19 protein-coding genes are annotated in these 16,220 nt (G+C 67.6%); 9 read left to right on the top strand and 10 right to left on the bottom strand.

The window, feature by feature from the left end:
• Window positions 1-86: 86 nt before the first annotated feature.
• Window positions 87-911 (bottom strand): type I methionyl aminopeptidase, encoded by an 825-nt coding sequence (gene map / locus ACY34I_RS29040; protein ID WP_462758225.1) that lies wholly within the window; start codon window positions 909-911, stop codon window positions 87-89.
• A gap of 87 nt (window positions 912-998) precedes the next feature.
• On the opposite strand from map, the gene ACY34I_RS29035 reads away from it, so the two are divergent.
• Together ACY34I_RS29035 and ACY34I_RS29030 are read left to right on the top strand one after the other, a co-directional pair.
• A complete protein-coding gene (locus tag ACY34I_RS29035; protein ID WP_148804210.1) occupies window positions 999-1,268 on the top strand; it encodes a helix-turn-helix domain-containing protein in 270 nt (89 codons plus the stop codon).
• 240 nt (window positions 1,269-1,508) lie between these two features.
• Window positions 1,509-2,006, top strand: a complete 498-nt coding sequence (locus ACY34I_RS29030) for a YcxB family protein (RefSeq protein WP_462758224.1) — start codon at window positions 1,509-1,511, stop codon at window positions 2,004-2,006.
• Between the two features lie 43 nt (window positions 2,007-2,049).
• Here the strand turns inward: ACY34I_RS29030 and coaD are convergent, their stop codons facing one another.
• The 4 genes from coaD to ACY34I_RS29010 all read right to left on the bottom strand — a co-directional run bounded on the left by coaD (window position 2,050) and on the right by ACY34I_RS29010 (window position 4,015).
• On the bottom strand, window positions 2,050-2,526 hold the full coding sequence (gene coaD, locus ACY34I_RS29025; RefSeq protein WP_462758223.1) for a pantetheine-phosphate adenylyltransferase: 477 nt from the start codon (window positions 2,524-2,526) through the stop codon (window positions 2,050-2,052).
• A 237-nt stretch (window positions 2,527-2,763) separates the two neighbouring features.
• Complete coding sequence (locus ACY34I_RS29020) at window positions 2,764-3,126, bottom strand: VOC family protein (protein ID WP_462758222.1); 363 nt, start codon at window positions 3,124-3,126, stop codon at window positions 2,764-2,766.
• Window positions 3,127-3,215: 89 nt separating this feature from the next.
• A complete protein-coding gene (locus ACY34I_RS29015) occupies window positions 3,216-3,833 on the bottom strand; it encodes a GNAT family N-acetyltransferase (RefSeq protein ID WP_462758221.1) in 618 nt (205 codons plus the stop codon).
• On the bottom strand, window positions 3,830-4,015 hold the full coding sequence (locus ACY34I_RS29010; protein ID WP_462758220.1) for a hypothetical protein: 186 nt from the start codon (window positions 4,013-4,015) through the stop codon (window positions 3,830-3,832). Before ACY34I_RS29010 ends, ACY34I_RS29015 begins: the two co-directional genes overlap by 4 nt.
• Window positions 4,016-4,330: 315 nt before the next feature.
• Between ACY34I_RS29010 and ACY34I_RS29005 the strand changes: the two genes are divergently transcribed.
• Complete coding sequence (locus tag ACY34I_RS29005; RefSeq protein ID WP_462758219.1) at window positions 4,331-4,723, top strand: HflX-like GTP-binding protein; 393 nt, start codon at window positions 4,331-4,333, stop codon at window positions 4,721-4,723.
• 396 nt (window positions 4,724-5,119) lie between these two features.
• On the opposite strand, the gene ACY34I_RS29000 is transcribed toward ACY34I_RS29005, so the two are convergent.
• Entirely contained in the window at window positions 5,120-6,019 is a 900-nt protein-coding gene (locus tag ACY34I_RS29000) for a helix-turn-helix domain-containing protein (RefSeq protein ID WP_148804205.1), read from the bottom strand.
• A gap of 136 nt (window positions 6,020-6,155) precedes the next feature.
• Here ACY34I_RS29000 and ACY34I_RS28995 point away from each other — a divergent pair, with 136 nt between their 5' ends.
• The 3 genes from ACY34I_RS28995 to ACY34I_RS28985 all read left to right on the top strand — a co-directional run bounded on the left by ACY34I_RS28995 (window position 6,156) and on the right by ACY34I_RS28985 (window position 9,159).
• Entirely contained in the window at window positions 6,156-7,442 is a 1,287-nt protein-coding gene (locus ACY34I_RS28995; RefSeq protein WP_462758218.1) for an MFS transporter, read from the top strand.
• Between the two features lie 35 nt (window positions 7,443-7,477).
• Window positions 7,478-8,521, top strand: coding sequence for a zinc-dependent alcohol dehydrogenase family protein (locus tag ACY34I_RS28990; RefSeq protein ID WP_462758217.1), 1,044 nt, complete (start codon window positions 7,478-7,480; stop codon window positions 8,519-8,521).
• Window positions 8,522-8,706: 185 nt separating this feature from the next.
• The gene (locus ACY34I_RS28985; protein WP_264998685.1) at window positions 8,707-9,159 is read left to right on the top strand and encodes a hypothetical protein; all 453 of its coding nucleotides are present in this window, start codon (window positions 8,707-8,709) and stop codon (window positions 9,157-9,159) included.
• 224 nt (window positions 9,160-9,383) lie between these two features.
• On the opposite strand, the gene ACY34I_RS28980 is transcribed toward ACY34I_RS28985, so the two are convergent.
• The 4 genes from ACY34I_RS28980 to ACY34I_RS28965 all read right to left on the bottom strand — a co-directional run bounded on the left by ACY34I_RS28980 (window position 9,384) and on the right by ACY34I_RS28965 (window position 13,672).
• Window positions 9,384-10,064, bottom strand: a complete 681-nt coding sequence (locus ACY34I_RS28980; RefSeq protein ID WP_462758216.1) for a hypothetical protein — start codon at window positions 10,062-10,064, stop codon at window positions 9,384-9,386.
• Between the two features lie 223 nt (window positions 10,065-10,287).
• Window positions 10,288-11,184: a hypothetical protein gene (locus ACY34I_RS28975; RefSeq protein ID WP_462758215.1), complete on the bottom strand. Its 897-nt coding sequence runs from the start codon at window positions 11,182-11,184 to the stop codon at window positions 10,288-10,290.
• Between the two features lie 378 nt (window positions 11,185-11,562).
• Complete coding sequence (locus ACY34I_RS28970; protein ID WP_462758214.1) at window positions 11,563-13,065, bottom strand: IMP dehydrogenase; 1,503 nt, start codon at window positions 13,063-13,065, stop codon at window positions 11,563-11,565.
• Between the two features lie 262 nt (window positions 13,066-13,327).
• Window positions 13,328-13,672 (bottom strand): VOC family protein, encoded by a 345-nt coding sequence (locus ACY34I_RS28965; RefSeq protein WP_462758213.1) that lies wholly within the window; start codon window positions 13,670-13,672, stop codon window positions 13,328-13,330.
• Window positions 13,673-13,814: 142 nt separating this feature from the next.
• Between ACY34I_RS28965 and ACY34I_RS28960 the strand changes: the two genes are divergently transcribed.
• From ACY34I_RS28960 to ACY34I_RS28950, 3 genes are all read left to right on the top strand, one after another.
• Window positions 13,815-14,405 carry a hypothetical protein gene (locus tag ACY34I_RS28960; RefSeq protein WP_462758211.1) on the top strand — a complete coding sequence of 197 codons (591 nt, stop codon included), beginning with the start codon at window positions 13,815-13,817 and terminating at the stop codon, window positions 14,403-14,405.
• A 118-nt stretch (window positions 14,406-14,523) separates the two neighbouring features.
• Window positions 14,524-15,156 carry an adenylate kinase family protein gene (locus tag ACY34I_RS28955; protein ID WP_148803567.1) on the top strand — a complete coding sequence of 211 codons (633 nt, stop codon included), beginning with the start codon at window positions 14,524-14,526 and terminating at the stop codon, window positions 15,154-15,156.
• Between the two features lie 416 nt (window positions 15,157-15,572).
• Window positions 15,573-16,019, top strand: coding sequence for a DUF6896 domain-containing protein (locus tag ACY34I_RS28950; protein WP_462758210.1), 447 nt, complete (start codon window positions 15,573-15,575; stop codon window positions 16,017-16,019).
• The last annotated feature ends 201 nt before the right edge of the window (window positions 16,020-16,220 follow it).

Here is a 16,220-nt window from a genome sequence, read left to right as displayed (position 1 = left end):
TCTGCTCACGGCACCGACGAGCGGAACCGCCGAGCGAGACGGCACTCGCAGCTGACACATCAACTACACAATGCACCGTTGGCGTGCTAGGCGTCCTTTGTGGATAGACGACTGGCGGAATCACCCCTCGTTAGGGGGTCCTCCTGTTCACGCCGGGTGAGCACCAAGGGGGCGTCCTCGGTGATGGCGATTGTGTGCTCGGAGTGGGCCGTGCGTGAGCCGTCGGCCGACCGGATGGTCCAGCCGTCGGCGTCATAGACGATCCGGTCGGTCGTGCGGGCGAACCAGGGTTCGAGCGCGAGGGTCAGGCCCGGCCGGAGCGTGAGGCCGCGCCCTGCCCGGCCCTTGTTCGAAACATGGGGATCCTCGTGCATGGTGCGGCCGATGCCGTGGCCACCGAACTCGGTGTTGACCGGATAGCCGTAGTCGTTGGCTACCGCCCAGATGGCCGCCGAGATGTCACCAAGGCGGTTGCCCGGACGCGCCACCTCGATCGCCGCCTCCAACGCTTCCTCGGTGGCGCGGATGATCCGCAGGTCCTCTTTGGCGGCGGTTCCGACGACGATCGTGCGCGCGGAGTCGGCCACCCAGCCGTTGACGCGGACCGCGAGGTCCGCGCTGAGTACGTCGCCGTCACGCAGCGTGTAGTCGTGGGGTAGGCCGTGCAGGACCGCGTCGTTGACCGACAGGCAGATGACGTTGCGGAACGGGCCGCGCCCGAAGGACGGCGCATAGTCCCAGTAGCATGACTCCGCCCCGCGCCGCTTGATCATGCCGCGCACGTGGTGCTCCAAGTCCAAGAGGTTGACGCCCACGTCGGCGAGCTGGCCGACCTCGGAGAGCACCTCGGCGACGAAGCGCCCGGCCACGTGCATGCGTTGGATCTCCGCAGGCGTCTTCAGTTCAATCACGAATACCTCGCGTCACAGGGTGCCGGTATAGTTATACCGGCACGCTAGCACTTGCCGGTATAGTAATACCAGTCATATCCTGGGAGCATGGTCCGCCAACCGCTCACACCTGAGCAGATCGAAGCTGGCAAGCGTCTCGGCGCCCTGCTGCGCCATGCGCGAGCGGGACGCGACCTAGCGGAAGTCGCGCATGCGGCTGGCATCTCGCCGGAAACCCTGCGCAAGATCGAGACCGGACGGCTACCCTCTCCCGGATTCGGCACGATCATCTGCCTCGGTGAGGCACTCAACCTGCCGCTGCAGGAGTTGGCGGCCACCTGGCGCGGCAGCGACCTCTCGCTGGAAGCCGCCCTGTAGCCGCTGCCCCACCCGTCCACGGAACCGGCCGACAACATCGCAAAGTGACAAGTAGTACCTGTAGCTGGTGCCGGCAATCGCTGGAAAACCATGAGCAAGACCCCACGTCGCGGAGCGCTAGTGCCGCTGCCCGCGTGGCACACGGTCATGCCGCTGACAACGGGCGGCCCCCGACGATCCGGCCAGCGGGGCGCGAGCCAGGCGCTGCCCGGAGGCGGGTGGGGGCACTATCGTTCTGGCGTGCACATTCGTTTTGACGTCCCAGCCGATCCCGCCTACCCCGGCCGCGTGGCCGCTGCGCTCAGCAGTGTTCGGCTGCGCAAGTACGGCTATATCGGCGCGGTGCTGGCGGCGGTCGGGGCGATCGGTTTCGCCGTCTCGCGGGGGTTCGCCTGGGGCGACCAGATCTCGCCGCTGTGCATGGCGATGGTCGTGGGTGGCCTGCTGTCGATGCTGTACGCGCCGTTGGTGCGGTTGCGCGCCCGGCGCCGCTCCAGTCGCTACGCTGTCGAGGGCGCCTACGACATCACCGACGACAACATCATGATGCGCAGCGGCTCAGAGTCCGGTGGCATCGCCTGGGACGGCGTCGCCCAGGTAAAGGACACCCCTGAATTCTGGATCGTGTACGTCGGCCGGATGCCGGCCACCGTGATCCCACGCCGCTTGATGTCCGCCGAGGACGCCGAGACGTTGCGAGCGTATATGGCCAAACGTGGGCTGCTCCAGCCTCGGTGAACTCACTTGCCGCCGCCCGGGCGTCACGGTGCGTTACGGTGCGTTACGGTGCGTCACGAGCATTTTTGGATTGAGGGCGCAGTGGTCTTCCCCACCGTGCCGAGCGGTATTCGCGTGCGACCGTGGACGAAGTGGCGGCCAGCTCCGGACGGGACGGCAACCAGACGGTCTGAATGCCGAGTTGCTCGTTCATCGCAGCGAGCTGATACTCCTGGCGAAGGTCCGCGGCCCTACGTACGCCGCGGACGATGACCGTGGCGCCGCGGCGCACGCAGTAGGCGGCGGTCAGGCCGGTCCAGGTGTCCACCTCGACATTGCCCCAGGCTGCCGGCAAGGCGTCACGCACGCGTGCGGCCCTGACAGTGGCCTCGGCGGTTGGTCGCTTGTCGGCGTTCACCGCCAGCAACACGATGACCTGGTCGAACATCACCCGGGCGCGGGCCACAAGGTCGCGGTGCCCCGGGGTGAACGGATCGAACGTACCGGGATAGATCGCCAGCGAACCGTGTGCCGGCGCCACTCCAGGAGTTGACGTAGCCGTCACCGCGTCTCCAACCACATGGCCACGATCATGCCAGCAGTGCAGGTGCCGGCCCGACTTCGGGCCTCGCCGTCACGGCCGACCGCCGCAGGCTTCCTGATCTGCCGCTTCTAGAGCGCTCGTTGACCGGCGGAGACGTCACGCTCCGCACGAGTCACCAGCTCGCCAGACGCGAGGAGGCTCGTCGGGACGGTAGGCCGTTGGCCCTCCTGCCGGTCAGCGGTGGCTGACGACGTTGACCACCTTGCCGTCTGGGTCGCGGACGAAGAAGCGCCGGACGCCCCACTGCTCGTCGGTAATCGGGTGCACGATCTCTGAGCCCGTCGCGCGTACCGCCTCGTAGGCGGCGTCGACGTCATCGACCTCCACGCTGAGGTCCGGGTTTACGGAGGCCGCTGCATCTTCGGTGATGAGGATGACCTGGGCGGTGGGGTTGGACGGTGAGACCAAGTTGACCACCCAGCCCAGGTTCATCTCTTCGCGGAAGCCCAGAAGCTGGTAGAAGCTGCTGCTCGCGACCGGGTCGGCGGTGGTGATATCGGGCACGGCACGGCGAATCGTCATGCCGGATTTTGGCATGGAAGTACCGGCTCGTACGGGTGGTGGGCCCCGCTCACCAGGCGCCAGGGCGGACGCTGCGAAGCGCTCGAACCATGACGTGCCGGTCGCTACCTGACCGGTGGGCGGCGCATTGCGATGTGGGTCGGGCCGCCGGGCACGAGGGGCAACGCGTCGTCGACGACGGTGAAGCCGAACCGCTCATAGAACGCCACGTTGTCCGGGTCGGAGGTCTCCAGGTAGCAGGCGGTGCCGGCGCGGTCGGCATGTCGAAGTCCCGCGGCGACGAGCCGGGATCCGTGGCCGTGGCCCTGGTGGCTCGGACGTACTCCGAGCACGACGAGGTACCAGTGCGGCTCGGTGGGGTGTGCGCGCGCGGCGTTGGACCCAAGGCGCATGAAGGCGGGGAATGACCGGGGCGCGGCGATCATGGTCTGGATGAGTGTCGGCACGGCGCGCGCCTGCCGGGTGCCGGTCCAGGGGAAAGCGCCCGGAGGCAGCCAGACCGCGACGGCGGCCGTTGCGCCGGCATCGATACTGGCGTACACGGAGCCGAATGGGATCGCGTCGCGCACGGTGGCTTCGAAGAAGGGACGCAGTGCCTGCAAGCGGCGCCGAGGGTCAGGGAAGACGTGGCGGAATGCCGGGTAGGCGGCGTGGCTCGCGATCAGCACGTCCGCTCCTTGCCGGTGCTGGCCGCGGCGAAGTCTGATCGCGTCGGCGTTCACGACGCAACTTCCTCGCCGAGAACGGTAGGGATGGTCACGTTCGCGGTGCGGGCGGGGTGGGCGAGCCACTTGGTCGGCAGCGCACCGACCGCTTTTGGTATGAGCCAGCCCGGCCTCGCATACCAGGCCACGGCAGCTTCAGCGTTGTTGGTGCGACGGATCGGCGTGATCTGCTCGTCCACGAGCCCATGGTGGCAGACGGGGGCGCTGATTCGGGACGTCCGCGCATCCGCGATCCGCGCGCTACTCAGCGATACGGTGAATCGGCGCGGCCGACGCTCGAACATGCCGATGAGCGGCCTGTGATGCTTGGAGCCGCCCAAGGCAAACCTTGCACTGGCCGGGGCGGGTCTCCTTCGATCAGACGAGCGGGTCGAACATGATTTCCCTGACCTCCTGCGCGCAGCGGCAGGCGACAGCGAACTTGGCAGCCCACTCCAGCGCCTCCTCGCGTGAGCACGGGCGGATGCCGGTGAGGCGTCTGGCACCATGCTCCCGTGCGGCGGGATCCGACTGGGCCACCGGTCTCCATGCTGGCGGGCGCCGACGTGGTGCTCGTTGGCCTGTTCTCTGCGAAGGATAAGGCGGTCGGCGCGAAGCTCGATCTGCTGGCGGCTTTGGTGAAGGCACATGGTGGGCGGGTAGTGGGCCGGCACGTCCAACGGCGGGGTGTCTCACACGGCGGCGCGGCCAGGATGACCGAGTCGTTCTCGCGGCGTACGCTGATCAGCCCCGGCAAAGCACGCGAAATCGCGCAAGCGTGCCGGGTCGCGGAGGTCGGGGTTGCGGTCTTCGTAAATCCGCTGGCGAAACACCAACGAGCTGTTCTCGAAGACATGTTCGGGTGCCTCGTGATCAGCGGCGAGGACCTCTTCACCGTTGAGCAGTGAGTCGTCCACAGAGGACGTCCGGTCCAGCCGCAGGACGTACTGTGCGGCCTCGACCAGGACCGAGCAGCCCGCCGCGAGCGCCAGAATCCGCGGTACCGACGCAAACGCCGCGAACCGCAGCGGGGCGAAGAACCCAGCGCCGCGAACACCAGCAGGTTGCCGACGACCTGGACCGTCACCGTCAGCTGCGCCATCGCGGACCAACCTCCGGAAGCCCCGTCCGACATGCATGATCAGGCGTCCTCACTTGCCGCATGCCGCGCGTCGTGGAGCGCAGCCGGCTGACGGGTGGCGACGCGCGGACGTGTCGATGAGCGTGCACCTGATCATGCGGAGTGCCGCGGTCGCCAGCGGATGCAGCTTTCTCCGGGTTCTTGTAGCCGGTGCTTTATGTCGTCAGTCAGACCGGTGGGCGGCTTCTGCGATGGCGGTCGCGGACCAGGTGGCGAGGATTTTCAACCGCTCTTCGTGGATGGTTCCAGGCTCGGCGGTGTACACGGTCAGCTCGTGGACGGCGCGCGACGGTGCCGGCAGTACGAGGGGCTGGTAGGTCAGTTCGAGTGCGCCGACGACGGGGTGCTGCAGACGTTTGACTCCTTCGTGCCGGATGCGGATGTCGTGTGATGCCCACATCGCCCGGAATTCGGTGCTGAGGGTGCAGAGCTCGCCGACGAGTTCACGCAGCAGCCGGTCGTCGGGGTGTCGACCGGCCTCGGCGCGCAGTAGGGCGACGGTCGCGGCGGCGCCGGCTTCCCAGTCTGCGAAGAAGTCTTGTGATGCCGGATCGAGGAAGTGGTAGCGGGCGAAGTTCGCTCTGCCGTTGGCCGTGGTGGTGTCGCTGGTAAACATGGGTTCGTGCAGTGCGCGGGCGAGCGCGTTGCTGGCGACCACGTCGAGGCGTCCGTTGCGCAGGAATGCTGCCGACATCGTGATGGAATCGATCAGCCACTGCAGGTGGGGTTCGACCTTCGCCTCAGTGCGTCGGGGATTTCGGCGGGCTTTCGGCCGGGCGGCGTGGGCGAGGTCGAACAGGTAGGTGCGTTCTTCCTCGTCGAGGTGCAGGGCTCGGGCCACGGCGTCGAGGACGTCTTCGGAGATTCCGCTGATGTGGCCTTTCTCCAGTCTTGTGTACCACTCGGTGCTGACGCCGGCGAGGACGGCGACCTCTTCCCGGCGCAGGCCGGGCACCCGGCGCCGGCTACCGGCAGGCAGCCCTGCCTGCTCGGGGCTGATCTTGGCGCGGCGGCTGATCAGGAAGTCACGAATAGTGGTGCGATTATCGGCCGAGTCGGGCATGTTCCCACGGTAAGCCGGGCCAAGCCTGTTTGCGGGGGGAGAGGTTGTACCCCCCATAAACGCCACCTTTTTCATGCCCGGGTGCGGCGCTCAAATGGATGCGAAGACGCTTCCGAAGCTGCACAGGAGTTCATGTATGCAGGGCGAAACAACTCCCCTGAACGGCGGTTCCCGGGCCGGCGCAAGCGCGGCCCGTTCCGCTGCACTGCCCTTGTTGATCTACGTTCTCGCGCTGGGGACGTTCCTGATGGGCACGACCGAGTTCATCGTGGCGGGTGTGTTGCCCAATATCGCCGGTGACCTGCAGGTCAGTGTCGCCCATGCCGGTCTGCTGATCACGGTCTTCGCGATCGGGATGATCGTCGGTGCGCCGCTGATGGCGATGCTCACGCTGCGGCTGCCGCAGCGCGTGGCCCTGATCCTCGCGCTGGCGGTCTTCGCGGTGGGCCACATCGTCGTGGCAGTTGGTGACAGCTTTGCGGTGCTGCTGCTGGCGCGGTTGATCACCGCGTTCGCCACCGGCGCGTTCTGGGCGCTGGCCGCGGTGGTCGCGACCCGCGTCGCGGGGCCGGCGCGTGGAGCGCGGGCCATGGGCCTGGTGAACGCCGGAGGCATGCTCGCCACGGCGCTGGGTGTTCCGCTCGGCGCGTTCGCAGGGCAACTTATCGGGTGGCGGGGCACGTTCTGGGCCCTCGCGATGCTGGCGCTGGCTGCTACCGCTCTGATTGCCCGTCACGTTCCTCACGAGGAGGGACACACACGGTCGGTATCGGTGCGCGCCGAACTGGCCGGGCTGCGGTCCGGCCGGTTGTGGCTGGCACTGGCCGGCTGCGCGGCGACCACCGGTGGCGTCCTGGCCGCCTACTCGTACATCGCGCCGCTGCTCACCGACCAGGCCGGTGTGCCGACACGACTGGTGCCGCTGGCGCTGGTCGGGTTCGGCGTCGGTGCCCTGGTGGGCTCCCTGGTCGCCGGCCGTCACGGCGACGCTCACCCGCACGTGGTCACGCTTGTGGCGCCCGTCGCCACCGCGATCCTGCTTGGGATGATCTGCCTGGCATCGAATATGCCGTGGCTGACCGCCGGTGTCGTCGTGCTGCTCGGGTTCTTCGGGCTGGGCGCGAACCCGGTACTGATCGCCCTCGCCGTGCGTTTCGCCGGCAGGGCTCCCACGCTCGGATCCGCGCTGACCGTGTCGGCGTTCAACGCCGGTACCGCCGTCGGCTCCTGGATCGCCGGTCTGGCGCTGGCCTCCACGCTCGGAGCCGCCGGCCCCGCCGCGGTCGGCCTGGTCATCGTCGTCCTGGCGGTGGTCCCCGCGGTGGCGTTGGCACTCATCGCGCGCCGCCGCGCCGCGCGTACGCCCGAACCGGGCGACGCCACGACGACCAACGCGCTGGCCGGGGCCGGCGCCGCCATCTGACAACCCCCACAAAGAAGTCGAAGGAAAGGAAGATCATGCGCGCAACCCTCATGCACGGTGCCGGCGACGTCCGCGTTGAGAACGTCCCGGACTCCACGATCAAGCTGCCCACCGACGCGCTGGTGCGGATCACCGCGTCCTGCATCTGCGGCAGCGACCTGCACCCGTACCACTCGATGCCCCGCGAGGCCGGCCCGGCACGGATGGGCCACGAACTGATCGGCATCGTCGAGGACACCGGCTCCGAGGTGACCACCCTCAAGCGCGGAGACCTGGTCGTCGCCCCCTTCGCCATCTCCGACAACACTTGCCAGTTCTGCCGCGAGAACCTGCAGACCTCCTGCTCCCACCCCCAGGCCAACTTCTTGGACGGCATCCCCGGCGAAGGCGGGCAGGCCGAAGCGATCCGCATCCCCCTCGCCGACGGCACCCTCGTCAAACTGCCCGTCGCCGCGGACTCCGCGCTCATCCCGTCCCTGCTCACCCTGGCCGACGTCTTCGGCACCGGCTACCACGCCGCCGTCAAGGGCGGCGTGCGCAAGGGCAGCACCGTCACCGTCATCGGCGACGGCGCCGTCGGGCTCCTGGCCGTGCTGTCGGCCAAGCGCCTCGGCGCCGAGCAGATCATCCTCATGGGCCGCCACCACGCCCGCACCGACCTGGGCATCGAGTTCGGCGCCACCGACGTGGTCACCGAACGCGGCGACGAGGGCATTGCCAAGGTCCGCGAACTGACCGGCGGCCACGGCACCCACGCCGTGCTCGAAGCCGTCGGCTACATGCCCGCCTACGAACAGGCCATCGGCGTCGTCCGCCCCGGCGGTGTGATCAGCCGCGTCGGCGTCCCCCAGTACGAGAACGCCCCCATCGGCTTCGCCAGCCTCTTCCGCCACAACATCATCCTCGCCGGCGGCCCCGCACCCGTGCGCGCATACATCGAGGAACTGATGCCCGACATCCTCGACGGCGCGATCGAGCCCGGCAAGGTCTTCGACGCCACCACCGACCTCGACGGTGTGCCCGCCGGCTACCAGGACATGGACGACCGCAAGAGCCTCAAGGTCCTCATCAAGCCCTGACGCCGTGCACGGCCCCGCCTTCGGTTCCAGCGCAACGACACGAGGGCGGGACCTTCGTCGTTGCGGCAACGCGCCCACGACACCCTGCTTGAAGGCGTCGCCGACGGAGACCGCACGTGCACACATCTAGCCGCAGGTCGTGCGCGCCGGTTGATCACCCCGCCACAGCTGCCAAGGGTGCCCCGATGGCAAGCCTCGATAATGACGACGTGAGTTCGATCATCAAGTTCTTCGCTGCGCGCGACAACACGATCGCGAGCGGTGTTGTCGGGAGCGGGCCAGGTGAGGATTTCGAGTCGGCGACTTACGGCAACTTCGACGTCTGGTCGACGCTCGAGGAGTGGGAGAGCCTTCTGACGGACCGGGAGCTTGAACAACCCACCGCTGCGGGAGGCCCGGACGTAGTCGCCGGCAGCGATAGCCCTCTGGTCCTGCTCGTCTCTCGCGATCTCACAGAGGCGTTGGCTGATGCTGACGCCGAGGCGCTTGGCGGACTGGCAGAGCGGTGGAGCGTGCTGCGGGCCGAGGAGGGTGAAGCCATCGACGACGAGCTTGCCCGTGAGCTCATCGGAGAGGTGGCGGCACTGGCGGCTGACGCGGTGCGGAGCAGGAACTCCCTCTACTGCTGGGTCTGCTGACGCGGCACGCACATCTACCGCGGATCGACACGTGAGTGATGGACGTGCCGAACGCTCGACGCGCGGGGGTGCCGATGCGAGTGTGTGGCGTACACGGCCCTGACTGCAAGGCTGTCAGTCCCGAGTACGAGTGGCGCGAGACCGAGAACTCCACAATAGGCGCCGACGTACTGACGTAGCCGAGTTTCTTCGGTCGATCCGAGGCCGTCGAAGCGGCTTGCTGGCTACCGGGAGAGGTACGCCTTGATGCTTGTCGGGAAGCGCCCTGCAGCGCCCGCCATGGCGGTCCGCGCCTCGCCGGCCACCGGCACCAGAGTGGTCTGCTTGGGCGGTACGACTATCAGGTCGCCGACCGGTACGACCTGATCGGCCTGCTGGCGCTGATCTCTCTCGGGATCGGTCCAGATGATGTAGACCAGCCGGACGCTCATGTGTTCGCTGTCGTCATTGCGTAGCGACACGGCCGTGAACCGGCTGTTGCGGTCGAGCACATGGCCGGATTCGTCCACGGGGGTGACAACGGGCTCGACATGGACGGCTGGGGCCTTGACCGTCTCCGTGGCGCGCACGGACACGACCACATCCTCGGCCAATTGGGCTCCCTCGCCTGTGAAGATCAGCACGTCGACGCCACCGCCCGGTGGGACGACCAGCTTGCCCAGGTCGCTGCCGTAGACCGTGGTGACCTTTACTGTCGGTAGCGGGCTTCGGGTGGCGTCGAGCGCCGTGAACTCCAGTGTCGGGGCAAGCATTTGGGTGCTGTCGTTGTAGATGGTGAGCAGTTGGTTCATGTACCCGTCCCCGGTGGTGGCCGCGAACTCAAACCGCAGTGTGGCGGCGGGGCGGGGGCGAGCGACGAGCCCGCAGCCGGCGAGCAGCAGCGTGGCCAGGAATCCGGCGATCACCCTGAGGGGTGCTGGTTCTGCGTGCCGATGCCGGCGAGGGCGGGGCGCAGTTGAGGTGAGGTGCACCGAAGCAGAGTACGGGCGGACGCATCGCTGCGTTGACCGTGGTGGGTTGCGGCGGGCAACGGTCGATGCCGACGTGACTCTCGACAAGTAGCCGAATTGAGTGTGCGGCGCCGGGCCCATCGGTCAGGGAAAAGCCCCTGCGGCGCGCCGACCGGCGTCACTCCGTTCGCTCCGCGCCGTATCCATGGCGCATCCGGAACTTCATGGGATCGGTCCCGGTCGCCGTCATGTGCGCGATCAGCGCAGACCTCAGCGACTCGGGAATGTCGGCGCGCTGCGAACCAATCCACTCAAGGGACGTAAACAGCTCTGCGGCACCATCGAGTTGGTTCGGAGTCAACGATGTCGACGTCAACGCGTTGAAGATCGACTCGGTTGGCTCGGCCACCAGCATGCGCGCGGGCGCCAGCTCGTACCACGGTGTGCCACCCATCGTGGTCGTGTGGCGAGGCGGAAAGCCAGCCCACGCCACCAGCGTTCGGATGCGCTCGATGGCATCGGGGTATCGCCGGGATACCAGGTCGGCAAGCCTTTCCTCCGCGCCGGTTTCTCGGCGCGACGCCGCCTCGGCGGCCTCGGCGAGAGCTGGCGGCGCTGCCTTCACCCACTGGACGCGGCGCGCCTCTTCCTCAGCCGCTTGGCGGGCCAACAACTGCTGGACCTCGCGCGATCCGGTCAGCCCTCGGTCAGCCAGCCAGGCGGTCAGGCCAGGGCCATCACGGAGGTCCGCATCGCAATTTCCGAGGCCGCTAATAGCGGTCTGATGATGCAGTGTCCAGCGGGCGATCTCGCGGCCGGCGGCATCCGACACGAGGATTGTCGGCCATCCCATGCACCGACAGTGATCTCCGGTGCCGCCGTCAACGACAGCCAGCAGGGGAGTCAGCTCTGCAACCTCGTTGCCCGACACCACAATCCGAGCCGCGTCGGGCCGGTCGAGCTCGTCAACGGATGCCTCGATGATCAGAACTTCAGCAGCCTCAGCCAGCACACGTTCTAGCAGCGTTGTGCTGGGAGCCTCGTCACCGTTGCCGATTGTTGGCGCGTCAGTCACAGCGGCGAGCGTACCGGCCGGTCGACAGCCAGGAACGCCCAGCGCGTTTGCAGCGGCTCAAGACAGTCCCCGCATCCATGGACAAACCTCTCACCGCGACGCCCTGACCTGCCGCAGACGCGCGTGGTGGAGCGCAGCCGGCTGACGGGTGGCGCGCGGACGTGCCGATGTGAACGCGTCGCCCGACCGCCGAGGTGAACGCATGCGTGTGTGCGTGCCAAGCCCCGCCACGCAGGGCCGCCGACGACTGAGCCGGGCGGCACCCCGGGCAATGGACCGAGCGCTAATGCGTCGCCGAGACGGCGATGAAGCGCGGTGCCGTGCCTGGGAACGCGGATCCAGTGCCCAGGCTGCCCGAGCGGATGACGGGGCGGCCTTCTACTGTCCGCTGCCGCCTGAGCCGCTGCGCAACCGGACTTCGGCGCCATTCTGTTCGTAGCTCTGCTGCGACACCTGAACAAGCATCGCGTCGCGGTGAAAGTCCGGCAGCGTGATGGCACCGCAGCTCACCATGGTGGCGCGCAGTTTCGCGACCGTACGGGCAATATTGGGGTAGAGGCTGCCGGCATACGGCACGTAGCCGTCAACGCCTTCCTCGAACGGCAGCTCGGTCTCGCCCTGGTCGTACCGGGCGACGTTCCGGGCCCGTTGGGACCCTTCACCCCAGTATTCCTTGAACATCTGCCCGTCGAGATTGACGAGATTGGAGGGGCTTTCGTCGAATCGCGCGAAGTAGCGCCCGAGCATGATGAAGTCGGCGCCGAGGGCGAGGGCGATCGCCATGTGGTAGTCGGCGAGGAGACCGCCGTCGCAGCAGATCGGCACGTAGATGCCGGTTTCGTCTGCGTACCGGTCGCGTTCGGCAACCACGTCAATCAGTGCGGAAGCCTGCCCCCGGCCGATGCCTTTCTGGTCGCGGGTGATGCAGATCGACCCGCCGCCGATACCCACCTTGACGAACGCGGCACCGGCATCGGCGAGGTACCGGAATCCGCGGCCGTCGACGACGTTCCCTGCGCCGACCGGGACAGTGCCGTTGAACTCACCAATGGCGTACTGCAACGTCTTCTGCTGCCAGACCGAGTAGCCGTCGGAGGAGTCGATGCACAGCACGTCCGCGCCAGCCTCGACGAGGGCGGGGATCCGGTCGCGGTAGTCGCGAGTGTTGATCCCGGCACCGACCCGGAACCGCTTATCGTCGTCGATGGACTCGCTGCGGAACTGTTTGTGCAGCTCGTAGTCGCGGCGCAGCACAATCGAGGCGAGGTGACCGTCGGCGGTGACGATCGGCAGCAGGTCGAGGCGGTGGTCCCAGATGAGGGTGTTCGCGTCGGACAGTGAAATCGTCGGTGGCGCGGTGACCAGACCGTTGGCCGGGCGCATCCGGGACTCGACCGTGCCGTTGAGGTCGTGACGCTGGGGATGGAAGTCGGCGGTGGAGATCAGGCCGATGAACAGGCCACTCGCGGTGCCGTCGTCGGTGACGACCGCGACGTCCCGTTCGGCGGCCTTGAGCAGAAGGCTGACCTCGCCGAGCGTCGCGGATGGCTTCGTGTTGATGTCGGAGTGCCGGAAGCCCGCCTTGTGGCGCTTGACCGTGCTGACGGACTCAGCCTGCGCCTCGACGGTCTGGTTCTGGTGGATGAAGCTCAGCCCGCCGGTTTGCGCGAGCGCGATGGCGAGGCGGGGCGAGGAGACCGCTTGCATGATCGCGCTGACGAGCGGTACAGCGATGCGCAGCGGCGAGGACCCGCCGACCGGGTGCCGCACGATGGGAGTGGACAGGTCGACGTTGTCCGGGGTGCAGTCCTCGGTGGTGAGGTTCGGCACGAGCAGGTACTCGTTGAGGGTGCGGGAAACCTCGGGGAGGATCACGGCCACGCGTTGCTCCTAAAACACTCCGCCACGGCGGGCTGGCTGGAATGCAAACACACGCTACCAGCGCGGCAGCAGCCGCTGCGGTCGGTCCCATAGCCGGGCAGGTCGGCCGTAGGTGAGGCCGGCCTCCACGCTCAGCGGGAGGCCCGTGTCCGCTTGCGCCCCCGTGCGAGCACCGCAACGCGCTCCGCCGCTGCACGGTATACGCCAGTCCCGCTCCGCGCGCACGTCCTCACCGCTCATGGCCGCGGTCAGGACGCGCCGGTCACTCGACCGGGGCGCCGCCGAAGCCGATCTCGTTACCATCGGGGTCGCGGTAGATCACCTTGCGCACACCGTTCCCGTACGTCTCGCGCGAGGCGGGTTTGATCCCTCGGGCGGCGATGCTCTCGACCCGCTGATCGAGGTCGTCGACGAATACGGTGTGCAGTGCATGGCCGGCGCGCTCGGGCAGCTCCTCGATGTAGAGGTATCGGTGCTTGGCAAGCTCCCACACCGCCTCCGTCGCGTTCGGGAGGAACGCGGGTTCGGAGCCCAGCAGCCGCTCGTACCAAATGAGCGCGCGCTGGTAGTCGCTCACCGGGAGCCCCGCGAAGAGGTCGACCGTCACGCGTTCACCCTAACCCCGTAACCGCGTGCCTGCACACGGTGAAGAGCCGGCGCCTGTCATGCCGCCGAGTGTGCGCGGCAACCGGAGGAGCTACTCGTGTGCGACTGCCCAGACCTGGGTCTGGCCGAGGTTAGATGGGCTGGTGCGTTCGCTGTTACCCGAGGTTGATGTCCCTGCGGTCGATGCGTTGCTGACCGCGGTTGATGAGGTGATGAACAGCAACACCCTGCTACTCAAAGCACGCGTCGGCGAACCGATCACCCCAGGCAACCGGCTGTCGGTGCTGGAGGCGTTCGTCCACGGCCCACTGTTTCCGGACATGGTGCGCGCCGCCGACCGCGCCCGTCATTGGGACAATCTGCAGTCCGGCCGACTGGTTCCCGACGCAACCACCCTCAAGCTGACCGAACTGGGCATGGCAGGTTTCCGTGTCCGCTTGTCGTGGATGCTGCGCACGGCCTTCAGCCCATACCGCCGACACCTCGACGCGGCACACGCCGACAAGGTCATCGACGAGTTCCTGAACTGGCTGGACCACGACAGGCCGGCCGCCGGCGGCGAAGGCTGGTCGTGCTGGTCTGTGCACCCAGACTTCATGTACCTCACCGGCTACTACAGCGACCAGCCGCCGCAATCAGACGCCGCCTACTTCGACGGCGGCCCGAACGACACTGCCACATACCTGCACCGCGGCGACATCCTGATGCTCTTGCTGACCAATGGATCACCATGACACCACCGGCTCACACCCTGGTTCTGAGGGGCGGCGGCAGCAGCGATACGCCGTCGCTACCCGGCCGTGCGTGATCCGACACCCTCACCCTTCGCGGCTACAACGATAGGCTGCGTCGATGCGCCTGGCCGTTCTCGGACCACCCGGCTCTGGTCGGGAGACTATCGCCGGCTCCATCGCCGCGAGTCTCGGCGTTCCCTGCCTCAGTCTGGCGGACGCCGTCCAAGCCGAGATGCGGGCGAAAACCCCTGCCGCGCTCCAGGCCCTAAAGCATATGAACGCTGGTGAACTCGTACCAGACCATGTTCTCCTGTCCATGGTCCGTAACCGCCTCACCCAGCCCGACGTCGCCGCCGGCTTCGTCCTCGACGGCTTCCCCAACCATGCCGTCACCGCGGTGGCGCTCGACGCCGTGTTGTTCGACCTCGGCACACTCATCGACCGAGCAATCGACCTCGTCCTGCCCGACGCCGAGGTCGTTCGCCGCCTGGCCGGCCGTCGCACCTGTCGCGGCTGCGGCAGAACCTGGCACACCGAGTTCGCTGCCCCAGCGCGCCCCAGCGTCTGCGACCGCTGTGGAGGCGAACTGTTCCAGCGCCACGACGACAACCCCGACCGCATCACCGCGGGCCTACAGTCCTACCGACCAGCCGCGGCAGCCACACTCAATCACTACCGCGCATCAGGCAAGCTGACCTCCATCGACGCCACCCTCACACCGGCGGAGATCACCGCCAAGGCACTCGGATGACCCGAGGCCCAGGCAGCGGCATCGCCGTCATGACCACGCGGATCTCGGCTCCGCGCATGCGGACCCACTGCGGGCGCTTCGTGACGAGGCACGGCGGCCGGTCATACCGAATTGAGTGCACTTCCGTCATGAGAGCTACATGTTCGGCCCGCAGACATTCGCCAGGAGCTCGGTCGTTACCCCGTGGGTAGCGGCGGGGTTTGGCTCCGCAACGCGGCGGCTGGCCGTCGATCCCACACCCACGGCGAACGTGGCGGTGCCGAACCGCGTGTACTGCTCTCTGGATACCCCGGGGGCACCCCCCGGGCCCCGATCAGCGGATGCCCAGTGCCCGGCGAGATGATCACACGTGGCGGCGACGCGGAATTCGTGGTCGGTCCGCCAGAGGGCGTGGGAGGACACTCATACTGGGCCGCATGGCCCGGGACCTTCCGTCGGTTGGCGCTGTGCTGCGCTTCGCCGCTGCCCTGCGCGAGATACGTGGTCAGCTGCTCGCCGATTTGTTCCCCGTCGCGGACATCGCGGACCTTCTGGCAGCGGTCCGCTCGCGTCGAGAGTTGCCCAGGGAAGGTGTCACCCGTAGCGGAATCGAGTACACCGTCCACGGCGCGGGGTGCCGGATGATCAGCTCTGATGGCAGGGAGGTCGACGTCGACCTGGTCACCGACCCCTTGCTCGGGCGCGAGGTTGAAGCGTTCGATGCATGGCGCATTCGCTGGTTCCTCGACGAAGCCGCAGATGACGGCTACAGCAATGAGGACATCGACGCGGCCTGTACCCATCTTGCCGGCGAGGGTCACCTACGCGAGGTGGTTGAAGGCCGCTGGTTCGCGCTGCCTGACGCTCCAGGCGGTCCAGCGTGAATCACCCACACGCGGCAACCCGCCGCCGTCCGTCTTGAAGCAGTGCACCTCACAGGTATCCGGATATGCCGCCGACCGGGCGTCACGGTACGTGACATGTGAGCGGCGGCGTCCGGTGCGCGGTCGTGCCGAATTGAGCATGTCCACCGTGGTCGACGGCCAACCGCATTCCGACTCGCCCGCCGCACGCGAGCACTAAGC

This window comes from Micromonospora sp. RTBAU3-60 (assembly GCF_054963695.1).
This window is presented reverse-complemented; position numbering and strand designations above follow the sequence as displayed.

What these genes read in the sequence shown, in the direction of transcription:
- ACY34I_RS29035 (WP_148804210.1), top strand. Translation starts at nt 999, where the DNA reads ATGGTCCGCCAACCGCTCACACCTGAGCAGATCGAAGCTGGCAAGCGT.
- ACY34I_RS29020 (WP_462758222.1), bottom strand. Translation starts at nt 3,126, where the DNA reads ATGCCAAAATCCGGCATGACGATTCGCCGTGCCGTGCCCGATATCACC.
- ACY34I_RS29000 (WP_148804205.1), bottom strand. Translation starts at nt 6,019, where the DNA reads ATGCCCGACTCGGCCGATAATCGCACCACTATTCGTGACTTCCTGATC.
- ACY34I_RS28995 (WP_462758218.1), top strand. Translation starts at nt 6,156, where the DNA reads ATGCAGGGCGAAACAACTCCCCTGAACGGCGGTTCCCGGGCCGGCGCA.
- ACY34I_RS28990 (WP_462758217.1), top strand. Translation starts at nt 7,478, where the DNA reads ATGCGCGCAACCCTCATGCACGGTGCCGGCGACGTCCGCGTTGAGAAC.
- ACY34I_RS28985 (WP_264998685.1), top strand. Translation starts at nt 8,707, where the DNA reads ATGGCAAGCCTCGATAATGACGACGTGAGTTCGATCATCAAGTTCTTC.
- ACY34I_RS28955 (WP_148803567.1), top strand. Translation starts at nt 14,524, where the DNA reads ATGCGCCTGGCCGTTCTCGGACCACCCGGCTCTGGTCGGGAGACTATC.
- ACY34I_RS28950 (WP_462758210.1), top strand. Translation starts at nt 15,573, where the DNA reads ATGGCCCGGGACCTTCCGTCGGTTGGCGCTGTGCTGCGCTTCGCCGCT.